At 70.0% G+C, this 12,030-nt stretch carries 12 protein-coding genes and 1 pseudogene; 4 read left to right on the forward strand and 9 right to left on the reverse strand.

The window, feature by feature from the left end:
- Positions 1-5: 5 nt before the first annotated feature.
- The 7 genes from ACF8NF_RS19230 to ACF8NF_RS19260 all read right to left on the reverse strand — a co-directional run bounded on the left by ACF8NF_RS19230 (position 6) and on the right by ACF8NF_RS19260 (position 6,809).
- The gene (locus ACF8NF_RS19230) at positions 6-764 is read right to left on the reverse strand and encodes an ABC transporter permease (RefSeq protein WP_016452684.1); all 759 of its coding nucleotides are present in this window, start codon (positions 762-764) and stop codon (positions 6-8) included.
- The gene (locus tag ACF8NF_RS19235) at positions 761-2,002 is read right to left on the reverse strand and encodes an ABC transporter substrate-binding protein (protein WP_016448371.1); all 1,242 of its coding nucleotides are present in this window, start codon (positions 2,000-2,002) and stop codon (positions 761-763) included. Before ACF8NF_RS19235 ends, ACF8NF_RS19230 begins: the two co-directional genes overlap by 4 nt.
- 89 nt (positions 2,003-2,091) lie before the next feature.
- Complete coding sequence (locus tag ACF8NF_RS19240; RefSeq protein ID WP_392451045.1) at positions 2,092-2,907, reverse strand: ABC transporter ATP-binding protein; 816 nt, start codon at positions 2,905-2,907, stop codon at positions 2,092-2,094.
- The gene (locus tag ACF8NF_RS19245) at positions 2,904-3,992 is read right to left on the reverse strand and encodes an acyl-CoA dehydrogenase family protein (RefSeq protein ID WP_392451046.1); all 1,089 of its coding nucleotides are present in this window, start codon (positions 3,990-3,992) and stop codon (positions 2,904-2,906) included. The genes ACF8NF_RS19240 and ACF8NF_RS19245 overlap by 4 nt, the downstream gene beginning before the upstream one ends.
- Positions 3,982-4,566, reverse strand: coding sequence for a carboxymuconolactone decarboxylase family protein (locus ACF8NF_RS19250; RefSeq protein WP_016448373.1), 585 nt, complete (start codon positions 4,564-4,566; stop codon positions 3,982-3,984). Before ACF8NF_RS19250 ends, ACF8NF_RS19245 begins: the two co-directional genes overlap by 11 nt.
- 130 nt (positions 4,567-4,696) lie before the next feature.
- A complete protein-coding gene (locus ACF8NF_RS19255; RefSeq protein ID WP_016448374.1) occupies positions 4,697-5,638 on the reverse strand; it encodes an AraC family transcriptional regulator in 942 nt (313 codons plus the stop codon).
- 142 nt (positions 5,639-5,780) lie between these two features.
- The gene (locus tag ACF8NF_RS19260) at positions 5,781-6,809 is read right to left on the reverse strand and encodes a tripartite tricarboxylate transporter substrate binding protein (protein ID WP_133073256.1); all 1,029 of its coding nucleotides are present in this window, start codon (positions 6,807-6,809) and stop codon (positions 5,781-5,783) included.
- Positions 6,810-7,012: 203 nt separating this feature from the next.
- Here ACF8NF_RS19260 and ACF8NF_RS19265 point away from each other — a divergent pair, with 203 nt between their 5' ends.
- Both ACF8NF_RS19265 and ACF8NF_RS19270 read left to right on the forward strand, forming a co-directional pair.
- Positions 7,013-8,791, forward strand: coding sequence for an IlvD/Edd family dehydratase (locus tag ACF8NF_RS19265; RefSeq protein WP_392451047.1), 1,779 nt, complete (start codon positions 7,013-7,015; stop codon positions 8,789-8,791).
- Between the two features lie 57 nt (positions 8,792-8,848).
- Positions 8,849-9,541 carry a GntR family transcriptional regulator gene (locus ACF8NF_RS19270; RefSeq protein WP_212644718.1) on the forward strand — a complete coding sequence of 231 codons (693 nt, stop codon included), beginning with the start codon at positions 8,849-8,851 and terminating at the stop codon, positions 9,539-9,541.
- A gap of 31 nt (positions 9,542-9,572) precedes the next feature.
- Here ACF8NF_RS19270 and ACF8NF_RS19275 read toward each other — a convergent pair.
- Positions 9,573-9,847 (reverse strand): annotated as a pseudogene (locus ACF8NF_RS19275) (type II toxin-antitoxin system ParD family antitoxin).
- Positions 9,848-9,913: 66 nt separating this feature from the next.
- The gene (locus ACF8NF_RS19280; protein ID WP_212644717.1) at positions 9,914-10,747 is read right to left on the reverse strand and encodes a helix-turn-helix domain-containing protein; all 834 of its coding nucleotides are present in this window, start codon (positions 10,745-10,747) and stop codon (positions 9,914-9,916) included.
- A gap of 70 nt (positions 10,748-10,817) precedes the next feature.
- On the opposite strand from ACF8NF_RS19280, the gene ACF8NF_RS19285 reads away from it, so the two are divergent.
- Both ACF8NF_RS19285 and ACF8NF_RS19290 read left to right on the forward strand, forming a co-directional pair.
- Entirely contained in the window at positions 10,818-11,480 is a 663-nt protein-coding gene (locus tag ACF8NF_RS19285) for an MSMEG_1061 family FMN-dependent PPOX-type flavoprotein (protein ID WP_392451048.1), read from the forward strand.
- Between the two features lie 28 nt (positions 11,481-11,508).
- Positions 11,509-11,913, forward strand: a complete 405-nt coding sequence (locus tag ACF8NF_RS19290; RefSeq protein WP_392451049.1) for a hypothetical protein — start codon at positions 11,509-11,511, stop codon at positions 11,911-11,913.
- The last annotated feature ends 117 nt before the right edge of the window (positions 11,914-12,030 follow it).

The following is a 12,030-nucleotide window of genomic DNA, read 5'->3' on the forward strand; positions in this document are numbered from 1 at the left end:
AGGCCTCAGGCCGAATGCATCCAGCGCTGGTGCAGCCACCGCGCCGCATGGTCCAGCGCATAGCCCAGGGCACCGATCAGCACCACGGCAGCCATCAGCTCCGAATACGCCAGGCGGTCGCGCGTGTCGAGGATGAAGTAGCCCAGGCCGGCCGATACGCCCAGCATTTCCGCGGGCACCAGCACGATCCAGATGATGCCGATGGCGAGGCGCACGCCGGTGAGGATCTGGGCCGTGATGCCGGGCAGGACCACGCGCAGAACGGTCTCGGTGCGCGTGGCCGACAGGCTGCGCGCCAGCAGCAGCCAGTTGCGGTCCAGCTGGGCCACGCCGGCCGCCGTGCTCAGCAAGATGGGCCAGACGGCGGCGAAGGCCAGCAGGAAGTACACGGGCGCGTCGCCCACGCCCAGCACCATCACGGCAATGGGCATCCACGACAGCGGCGAGATCATGCGCAGGAACTGGAACACGGGCGAAAACGCCTGCGAGAACCCGCGCGACAGGCCCACCAGCACGCCCAGCGGCACGCCGACCACGAAGGCCAGCAGCAGGCCCACGGCCACGCGCTGCAGGCTCAGCAGGGTGTGCATCCAGATGTCGGCGCCCGTCAGCAGCTGGCCCAGCGCCTGCAGCGAAGGCCAGGGCGCGAAGGCCGCAGCCACGGGCGTGCTGCGCGCCAGCAGCGCGCCGCCCACCCACCACAGGGCCAGGACCAGGGCCGCGCCCAGCAGCGGCAATCCAATACGTCGCAACACCTGGATCACACCACGATGGTTTCGCGGCGCGAGAAATCGGCCGGAATGCCGAAGACCTGCGGGCCGCCCACGGCCTGGATGGCCTTGCGCACGAAGCGGTCGTCCACCAGGTCAGTGGCCGCAAACCTGGGCTCCAGCTTGTCGAGGAAGCGCGTGTCGCCCTCGACCTTGGTGGCCTTGATAGCGCGCACCAGCTGCTCGGTGTACGAGGGATAGGGATAGGGCTGGAAGTCGATGCGCCGCTGGTGCCAGCCCTTGTTGACGACCACGCCGCTGGCCTCGTAGCTGGCGTAGTCGGTGGCGGCCAGCACCTTGGACAGCGTCTGCTGCGGATGCGGCGTGTAGCGGCGCTCGCCCGTGCTCGACAGCAGGCGCGCGGCGGCCAGGCGGTTGTCGCGCGTCCACAGCTGGGCCTTGACCACGGCATTGGTCACGCGCTGGGCCCATTCGGGCTTGTCAGCGATATCGCGCTCGGCCAGGAAGGTGACGCAGCAGGCGTGGTCCTTCCAGACATCGCCCGAGAAGCGCAGCATCTTGCCCACGCCCGCGATCTCGGCGGCGGCATTGAAGGGCTCGGCCACGATGAAGCCCGCAATCGACTTGCCGGCCAGGGCCGAGACCATTTCGGCCGGTGCCAGCACGACGAGGTTGACCTCGTTGGCCGCGATGGCGCCGCCGCGCGCCCGCGTCACGGCCGTGAGGCCGGCCTTGCGCAGCACGTCCTGCAGCAGGATGTTGTGGATGGAGTACCAGAACGGGATCGCCACGGTCTTGCCGCCCAGGTCCTGCACCTTCTGGATCTCGGGCAGCACGGTCAGGCCCGAGCCGTTGACGTGGTTCCAGGCCACGATCTTGGCGGGGAACTTGGCGCCGTAGCGCACCCACAGCGTGGAGGGCGTGAGCAGGTGGATGACGTTGACCTGGCCCGAGACGAAGGCCTCGACGATCTGGGCCCAGGAGCGGAACAGGCGCGGCGCCTCGGCCTTGAGGCCTTCGGCCTCGAACAGGCCGTTGCCGTGGGCCACCAGCAGCGGCGTGGCGTCGGTGATGGGCAGGTAGCCGATCTTCACGGGCTGGTCATCGCCCTTGAAGGCCTGGGCGCGCGCATCGCCTGCGGCCAGCAGCGGCGCGGCCACGGAGGCCGTGGCCAGCGCGCCCAGGCGCAGCATGTCGCGCCGCGTGAGGCCGCAGCCGCAGTCCGACGAGGCGCAGATGTGGGTGTAGGAAGGGTGGTCCTGGAAGCTCATGCGAAAGACCTTTCAGAAGAGCATGGTTGAAGTCGAAGAAATGGCGGATCTGCAGGCGGATCGGCAGGCGGGCAGGCAGGCGAGCCGGATCAGGCCTGGGCCGCATGGCGCACGCCGTGCAGGGCCGAGAGGATGTCCAGCCGCAGCGCGGTCACGGCGGCGGCCTGGTCCTCGCGCGGGCGCGCAATGTCCACGCGCCATTCGCGCACGATGTGGCCGGGCCGCTCGCCCATCAGCAGGATGCGGTCGCCCACGAGGATGGCCTCGTCGATGTCATGCGTGACCAGCAGCGCCGCCGTGTGCCAGCGGTGGACCACGTCCACCATCAGCTCCTGCATCTCGGCGCGCGTGATGGCGTCCAGGGCCGAGAACGGCTCGTCGGCCAGCAGCAGCTGCGGCTCGCGCGCCAGGGCGCGCGCCAGGGCCACGCGCTGGGCCATGCCGCCCGACAGCTGCGAGGGGTAGAGCGCGCCGCTGCCGCCCAGGCCCACGGCCTGCAGCGCCTGCTCCACGCGCTGGCGGCGGGCCTCGGCCTCCAGCTTCGGCTGGCGCTCGAAGTCCAGGCCGAAGCCCACGTTGCGCCGCGCGTCCAGCCAGGGCAGCAGGCTGGGCTGCTGGAACACGAAGCCCGCGCGCGGGTGCGGCGCGGTCAACGGCTGGCCGAGGAACTGGAGCTCGCCCCGGCTCCAGGCGCCGCCGTCCGGCGACTCCAGGCCACCGAGCACGCGCAGCAGCGAGGACTTGCCGCAGCCGCTGCCGCCGAGCAGGCAGACGATTTCGCGCGGGGCAATGCTCAGGGAGATGTCCTCGAACACGGCCTTGCCGGGCGCATAGCCAAAGCCCGCGCCGCGTGCCTGCAGCACGGGCGCGGGAGCGTCAGGGGAGAAAGCTTCCGTCTGGGTCATGAACTGGTGGTTGCCAGGGCCGCGCCAGCCAGCGCACCCTGTAGCTGCGTGACGCTGGGCGTCACGATGGGGATGAAGGCCGCCTCGCGCCAACGGCGCGCAAATCCCAGCGGCTGGTCGCGATGATAAGCGCGCCCGCCGCTGGCGTGCAGCTCCAGCTGCAGGGACTGCTGCACGATGTCGTTCAATTCCAGGCGCAGGCGGAACAGGGCTTGAGGTCGGTCAAGAAAACGCCCCTCGGACAGGCCCGCATGCAGCGTGGCCGTGGCCAGCTCCAGCGCGTGGCGCTGCTGCTGCAGCGGGCCGCCCAGCACATCGCGCCCGGCGCCGGCACGGGCCGAGGCCGCCGCCAGCGAGGCGCGCGCCAGCCCGATGCACAGCCCCAGCTGCAGGCCCATGAAGGCGGGCCGCACGCGCGGCAGGAAATGGTTGGCGTCGGCATGGATCACATCGGCCGGACCGATCTGCAGCCCCTCGATGGACAGCGCCGCCGTATGGCTGCCGCGCAGCGCGATCAGGTCCAGGTCGGCGCTGCGCTGCAGGCCCGCCGCATCGCCGGGCAGCGCGGCCACGAAGGGCTTTGCACCGTCGCTGCGCGAGACGGCAACGGCCACCACGAAGCGACCCGGCGGCACCAGGTTGGTGGCCCAGGGCACGCGCCCGCGCAGTGCAAGGCCGTCGGCGTTGCCGGAGCCGACGGGCGTGGCCTCGACCTGCAGGGCCTCGATGCCGCCCAGGTACTTCATGGCGTTGGACAGGCCCGTGGCGCCCGCCTGCGTGCCCTGCAGCAGGCCCGGCAGCCAGCGCTGGCGCAGCGCCGCGTTGGGCGACTGCAGCAGGTATTCGACAAAGGCGCGCTGCGCCCAGAACACGAAGCCCGCCGTCAGCGAATGCCCGGCCACACCGGCAATGGCCTCCAGCGCATCGCCCAGGCTGCCGCCCTGCCCGCCCTCGGCCACGGGCACGCCCAGGCCGAACAGGCCGTGCTGCGCCAGCCGGGGCAGCACTTCGTGCGCATGCGCGGGGCCTTCGTCCAGGGAGTCGGCATGGGCGTCCAGCCACTGCCGCAGCGAATCAGCCAGCATGTGCGTTCTCCTGCGGTTGTCGGAACTGTTCGGGCAGATAGGGCTGCAGCTGCGGGTTGACGGGGCTTTGCGCCAGGCTGTTGGCAAAGTTGCACAGCGTGGCCAGGCTGATGCCCAGCACCACCTCCAGCGCCTGCTGCTCGCTCAGGCCTGCTGCATGGAAGGCGGCCAGGGCCTCGTCGGCGACGGCGCCGCGCGTGGCGATCACGGCTTCGGCAAAGCGGCGCACGGCGTCCAGGCGCGGCTGGCCCGTGTCGCGGCCGTCCTGCAGCGCCACCACCTCGGCCTGGGTCAGGCCGGCCTGCTTGAAGGCCAGCTTGGTGTGGCCGGCCACGCAGAAGTCGCAGCCATGGATGCGCGCCGCCGTGATCTGCACCACCTCGCGCTCGGCCAGCGTGAGCTGGGCGCGCGCGTTGATCTGGCCCACGGTCACATAGGTCTCCAGCGCCTGGGGCGAGTTGGCCAGGATGGCGATCAGGTTGGGCAGGAATCCGTTGCCGGCCAGGGCGCGCTCCACGAAGGGGCGGCTGGCTTCAGGGGCGGTTTGCGGGGTGTGCAGGGTCAGGCGTGCCATGGTGCTTTGCAGGAATGAAGGAATGCCTTCATGATCGGCCGCGCGCCCCTTGCCATCAATGCCGCCGCGTCGCGGATTTATGCCCGAACGTGTCAACCCGCAGGCGGATGCGGCGGGCTCGGATGGCGGCTCAGCAGCAGCGTGCCTGCGCGCGCTGCCAGGCGCCGGGCTGCTCGCCCATCACGCGCTTGAAGGCGCGCGAGAATGCCGCGTAGGACTCGTAGCCCACGGCCTCGGCCACCTGGCCTATCGCCTCGCCCTGGGCCAGGCGGCGCGCGGCCAGCTGCATGCGCAGCAGCAGCAGGAATTGCTGGGGCGGCTGGCCGCAGGCCTCGGCGAACTGCCGAAAGAACGTGGCGCGCGACAGGCACACGCGCGCGGCCATGTCGGCCACGCTCCAGTTGCGGGCCGGCTCGCGCAGCAGCTCGGCCACCAGCGGCGCAAAGCCCGGCCGGCGCAGCAGGCTCCAGATGCCGCGCGCCCGCGCATCGCCATGCGCGAGCTGGCGCAGGCCGTAGAAGAACAGCAGGCCCACCAGCCGGTCCATCACGGCCGAGGGCTCGGTGCCCGTGCGCAGCGCCTCGGCGCGCATCAGGTCGAACAGCATGGAGGCGCCGCTCATCGCATGGTCGTCGCCGCGCAGCACCAGGTGGTCGGGGAAGGCATCGACCAGCAGGCCGCGCATGGGGCCCTCGAAGGTGAAGAAGCCGCAGGCCAGCGCCGTCTCTCCGATGCCGGCATCGCCCGTGGCGGGGCGCATGGCCTGCGGGGCGCAGGCCATGTCCGGGTCGGCATAGGGCGAGATGAAATGCGGCACGTCACGCGAGAGGAACACGCCGTCGCGCGGCTGCAGCTCCACCGAGGGCTGGCCCGGCAGGTGCAGCCAGCAGCGCCCGTCCAGGATCAGGTGAAAGCTGGCCCGCGCGCGCCCCGCCGTGGAGGCCCGCCAGCGCCCGCAGTACTGCCCCACATGGAAAACGCTGGCGCGCCATTGCAGGCCGTTGAGCAGGCCGTCGATGACGCGATCGACCTGCGCTTCGGCCGCGCTGTCGGGGACTGGGTCGGGTAGCACGGTGGTACAGGCAAGGCAGTGGAGGGAATGCGGCCGGCCAGTATCGCCACGATGCAGGCGCGGGGGAACGAATCTTTGGGCATATGCTTGTGCCCTTCCCGATATCAGCGCGGCCCCACCCGGCCCCGCCCCGCACCCGGCCTCAGTCCGGCTTGATATCCGACTCCTTGATCACGGCCGACCAGCGGCCCACCTCCTTGGCGATCTGGGCACGCGCCTCGGCAGGCGTGGTGAAGGTGGGCATGGCGCCCTGGGCGACCAGGGCGTCCTTCACTTCCTGCTGCCCCATCACTTCCTTGAGCGCGCCGCTGAGCCGGGCGACGATGGGCGCGGGCGTGCCCGCAGGCGCCAGCAGGCCGAACATCGACGTCACCTCGAAGCCCGACAGCCCGGCCTCGGCCGTGGTGGGAATGTCGGCAATGGAGGGCACGCGCTGCGCCGTGGTCACGGCCAGGCCGCGCAGCCGCCCGCCCTTGATGAAGCCCTGCGTGGCGGGCAGGGTGTCGAACACCACATCCACCTGGCCGCCCATCAAATCGTTGAGCGCGGGCGTGCTGCCCTTGTAGGGCACATGCGTCAGCGGCACGCCGGCCTGCCGCTTGAACAGCTCGGCCGCCAGATGCTGGGGTGAGCCATTGCCCGAGGAGCCGTAGTTCAGCCCGCCCGGCTTCGCTTTGGCCAGCGCGATGAACTCCGCCAGATTGGCCGACGTCACCGACGGCCCCACGGTGATCACCAGCGGCACGCGGCCCACCACGGCTATGGGCGCGAAGCTCTTGTCCATGGTGAAGCCCGCCGTGGCAGGCATGAGCACGCTGTTGATGGAATGGCTGGTCAGCGCGCCCAGCAGCAGCGTATAGCCATCGGGCCGTTCCTTGGCCACGGCCGCGGCGCCCAGGTTGCCGGCCGCGCCGGCCCGGTTCTCCACCACCACGGGCTGGCCCAGCGCCAGCGAGAGCCTTTGCCCCACCACGCGGCCGATCACGTCGGTGGCGCCCCCGGGCGTGTACGGAACGACCAGCTTGATGGGCCGGGCCGGATAGGCGCCGTCGGCCAGCGCGGGCGTGGCCAGGCCTGGGCCCAGCGCCAGCGCGGCCAGCAGCGCCGCAGCCAGGGCGGCGCGCCGGTTGGGCGCATGAATGCGACGGATGCGGGATGCAGCAACAACCATGGGTGTCTCCTCCTTTTGTCTTGTGTCGGAAAAACATGCCCGGCACGCACTCCGGGCACGGCTGCATGGTTGGCCAGATAGATTATTAATAATATAGGTGATAACGACGATAATAATCCGCGGCATCCGCCGCTATCCTGCCCCACGACAAGGCAGCGCCTGCCTTCCGACCCCGCCAAGACCCTCTGCAAAGCACCCCACCCATGACCGACCCCAAGACTCCCGATGGCGCTCCAGGCCATGACATCGCCCCCGCCGATGCGGCCACGGGCATCTCCAAGGGCCTGACCAACTACGGCGACCGCGGCTTTTCGCTGTTTCTGCGCAAGGCCTTCATCAAGGGCGCGGGCTACACGGACTCGGCGCTGCAGCGGCCCGTCATAGGCATCACCAACACGGGCAGCAGCTACAACCCCTGCCACGGCAATGCGCCCCAGCTCATCGAGGCAGTCAAGCGCGGCATCCTCATGGCGGGCGGCCTGCCCATGGACTTCCCCACCATCTCGGTGCACGAAAGCTTCTCGGCGCCGACCAGCATGTACCTGCGCAACCTCATGTCCATGGACACCGAGGAGATGATCCGCGCCCAGCCCATGGATGCCATCGTGCTCATCGGCGGCTGCGACAAGACGGTGCCGGCCCAGTTGATGGGCGCGGCCTCGGCCGGCATCCCGGCCATCCAGCTGATCACCGGGTCGATGCTCACCGGCTCGCACCGCAGCGAGCGCGTGGGCGCCTGCACGGACTGCCGCCGCTACTGGGGCAAGTTCCGCGCCGAAGAGATCGACGCCGAAGAGATCGCCGACGTGAACAACCAGCTGGTGGCCAGCGTGGGCACCTGCTCGGTCATGGGCACGGCCAGCACCATGGCCTGCATTGCCGAGGCGCTGGGCATGACCGTGCCCGGCGGCGCCTCGCCCCCCGCCGTCACGGCCGACCGCATCCGCATTGCCGAGCAGACCGGCACCGAGGCCGTGCGCATGGCGCGCGGGGGCCTGACCATCGACAAAATCCTCACGCCCGCCGCCTTCGAGAACGCCATGCGCGTGCTGCTGGCCATCGGCGGCTCCACCAACGGGCTCGTGCACCTGGCCGCCATTGCGGGCCGCATTGGCTATGACATCGACCTGCAGGCCCTGGACCGCATGGGCCGCGACACGCCCGTGCTGCTGGACCTCAAGCCCTCGGGCGATCACTACATGGAGGACTTCCACCACGCAGGCGGCATGGCCACGCTGCTGCGCGAGCTCAAGCCCCTGCTGAACCTGGACGCCCTCACCGTCACCGGCCGCACGCTGGGCGAAGAGATCGATCGCGCCGGCCCCGGCTTTGCGCAGGACGTGGTGCGCCCGCGCTCCAACCCCATCTACCCGCAGGGCGGCATCGCCGTGCTGCGCGGCAACCTCGCGCCGGGCGGCGCCATCATCAAGCAGTCGGCCGCCCATCCCCGGCTCATGGAGCACGAAGGCCGCGCCGTGGTCTTCGAGAACGCGGCCGACCTGGCCCACCGCATCGACAGCGACGACCTGGACGTGACGGCCGACGACATCCTCGTGCTCAAGAACATCGGCCCCAAGGGCGCGCCCGGCATGCCCGAGGCCGGCTACATCCCCATCCCGCGCAAGCTGGCGCGGGCCGGCGTCAAGGACATCGTGCGCATCTCCGACGGGCGCATGAGCGGCACGGCCTTCGGCACCATCGTGCTGCACGTCACGCCCGAATCGGCCGTGGGAGGGCCGCTGGCCCATGTGAGGAATGGCGACCGCATCACGCTATCGGTGGCGCGCCGCGAGCTGACGCTGCAGGTCGGCGACGAGGAACTGGCCCGCCGCGCCCGCGAGCAGCCGGTGGCCGTGCCCACGGCCGAGCGCGGCTACCGCAAGCTCTTCCTCACCACCGTGAACCAGGCCGACCAGGGCGTGGACTTCGACTTCCTGCGCTGCGCCACCGAGCGCGGCACCATTCCCGGCCGGCGTGAATAGTCGGCGCAGGCGGTCAATTCGGACAAAATGGCGTCTTTGTCCCAACCGCCTGTCTTGATGGTCGCTGCCGCCTCACTGCCGATTTCCCTGGATGCCGAACCCGCCCCCGCAGCCGACGCCCTGGGCGCCATGGTGGCCGCGCTGGAAGAGGACGTGGTCTTCGGCCGGCTGCACCCGCGCGAGCGCCTGGTGGAGGACGACCTCATGGCCCGCTTCGACGTCAAGCGCCATGTGGCCCGCGAGGCCCTGGCCGCGCTGGACCGCATGGGCCTCATCGAGCGCCGCAAGAACGTGGGCGCCCTGGTGCGCTCCTTCTCCACCCAGGAAGTGCAGGAGCTGTACGAGCTGCGCGGCATGCTGGAAGTCGAGGCCGCGCGCAAGATCCCCCTGCCCGTTCCCCCCGAAAGCCTGGACCGCCTGACCGCCATCCAGCAGCAGCACGACGCCGCCGTGGCCGAAGGCAACGCGCGCCTGGTGTTCCGCATCAACCTGGCTTTTCACCAGGAACTGTTTGCGCTGGCGGGCAACGACACGCTGCACAAGGCCATCACCGAATACGCGCGCCAGACGCACCCCATCCGCTTCGCCTCCCTGGTCTCGGCCGACTACCGCGAGCGCGCACGCCAGGAACACTGGCAAATGATCGAAGCCCTGCGCGCCCAGGACCGCGACGCCCTGGTCCGCCTGTGCGCCGAGCACCTGCTGCCCTCGCGCGATGCGTATCTGAATGCGCAGTTGCAGCGGTTGTAGGCGAAGTCACCCAGGAGCGACGCGGGCAGCGTCACGCGCCGTTGCCGCCGCTGCGCTCGGCAGCCAGACGCTCCCGCAACTGGCCGAGGGTGACGGCGCTGGAGGGATCAGCCCTCAAGGCGTCATAAGCAGGGCCTACCTCCAGGTGCAGCCAGCTATCAGGCCGCGATCCTTGTCCATCAGCGCTTTCAACCCCGCGCAGATCACCTCGCTTTCGCTGGCGTACTCACCGGCCCTCACTTTGGCCCTGACCGCATCGGCGATGTCATTGGGCAAGGTGATGCTCATTTGCTGAGTGGTCTGCATGGGAGGCTCCCTGTAGGCAAGTGAGTGATCCTACTTTCATGTGGCAATCCAGTCGCCGACCCCGCCTCAGCTTGCACTCGCCCCCAACCTCCCCCGGTACGCCGCAGGCGTCTCCCCGAACGTGCGCCGGAACAAGCCGATGAAGGCGCTGGCCGTGGCGTAGCCCAGGTCCAGCGCGATGTTCGTCACCGGCGCGCCGGCGGCCAGCATCTCCAGCGAGCGCATCAGCCGCGCGCGCTGGCGCCAGGCGGTGAAGCTGAAGCCCGTCTCCGACACAAAGCGCCGGCTCAGCGTGCGCGAGCTGACCGCGGCCCAGCGCGCCCAGGCCTCCAGGTCGCGGGCATCGGCCGGGTCGGCGATCAGTGCGCGGGCGATGCGCTGCAGGCGCGGGTCGGCGGGCAGGGGCAGGCCCAGGGGCTCCACGGGCAGGGTGCGGATCTCGTCCAGGATCACCGCCATCACATGGGCGCGGGCCTGGTCCGCCGAAGGGCCTGGTTGCACGGGCTGCGTTGTGGGCACGCCTTGCTGCCATCCCCAGCCGGCGGCGCGCAGCACGGCCTCGCGCAGCAGGCCCGAGGTGCGGATGGCGCAGGGCCGCTTCGGCAAGTCGGCGCAGGCCGGCTCCGCCACATAGACGCTCCAGCCGTGGAAGGGACCATGGGAGCGGCCCGAATGCAGCTGGTGCGGCGGCAGCCACACGGCATGGATGGCGGGCACCACCCAGACCGCGTCTTCCACGCCCACCGACAGCAGCCCGCGCAGCGAGCCGAACAGCTGGCCGCGCGCGTGCCGGTGCGGCTCGGAGGCCAGCTCCTCGTCCTGGTTGCCCACGGCCGCGATCAGCACGGGGCCATCGGCACGGTTCACATGGCTGACCAGTTCAAGAATGGCATCGGGCATGGCGTCTTTGAGCTATTTGTTGGCTGATCCAGTCTACAGCCGCCAACGCCTTTGTTCTTACGCTTGTGCCATGCACACAGACAACACCGCCCTTGCAGAGCCGCCAGGCCCGGCCATCGACCTGGACTCGCTCTACGCCGCCCCGGCAGAAAGAATCCAGAAGGCCGTGCGCGACCGCCTGTCCGACTTCCACGAGGCCTATCTGCGCCAGGCCAGCTTCTTTTGCCTGGCCACGGCCGGCGAACGCGGCCTGGATGCCTCGCCGCGCGGCGGGCCGCCCGGCTTTGTGCAGGTGCTGGACGAGCGCACCGTGGCCTTTGCCGACTGGCCCGGCAACAACCGCATCGAATCCCTGCGCAACCTGCAGGCCGATGACCGCCTGGCCATGCTCTTCCTGTTCCCGGGGCTGGACATCTTCCTGCGCATCAACGGGCGCGGACGCATCTCCACCGACCCCCATCTGCTGCAGGAACTGAGCGAAGGCCGGGGCACGCCCAAGACCGCCACCGTGGTCCTGGTCGACGAGGTGCTGCTGCACTGCGGCAAGGCCATCCACCGCTCCAGCCTGTGGAACCCGTCAAGCCAGCTGGACCGCGCCGCCCTGCCCACCGTGGGCCAGATGATGGCCGCCCTCACGCAGCTGGCCGATGCCACGGCGCCCGCCATGGATGCCGCCCAACAGGAACAGGCCAACGCCCACTACGCCCATGCGGTCAGGCACGACCTGTACTGATGCCCTGCTTTTTCCCAGGAACCATGACATGCTGATCGATACCTCCCGCTTTCCCCTGGTCTACCTGCGCGAACCCGAAGCGCAGGCACCTGCAGACGCAGGCAGCGGCAATGACGCATCGGCCGAAGCCCAGATCGAATCCCTGCTCGACCAGGGCCGGCACTTCGTGCTGCTCACCGACCACCTGCCCGGCGACCACCCCGAGGAAAGCCACGAAGAACGCAAGCAGCCCGCCCTGTTCTTCAAGCGCAACCGCGAACGCATGCGCCAGCTGTGCCGGGGCATGGTCATCATCACGGGCGAGCGCGCCGTGCTCGCCGCCCTGCGCCTGGCCGTGCAAGGCATGGGCAAGGCGCTGGGCATGCGGGTTGCGTTCGTGCAGGGGGAGGATGAGGCGCAGGTCTGCTCGTGGGAGCTGCTTGGACAGGCGTGAAGGCGGGCCAGGCGGAGTGTGGGCACAAACAGACACATCTCCCTACAAGCTCCATACGGGGGAGTCGCATCGATAAAATTATTGGGAATCATTCTCATCCCGCATTCTCATCCCGTT

It is taken from the genome of Delftia sp. WSY_22, assembly GCF_043104185.1.
GTDB classification, from domain to species: domain Bacteria; phylum Pseudomonadota; class Gammaproteobacteria; order Burkholderiales; family Burkholderiaceae_C; genus Comamonas; species Comamonas tsuruhatensis.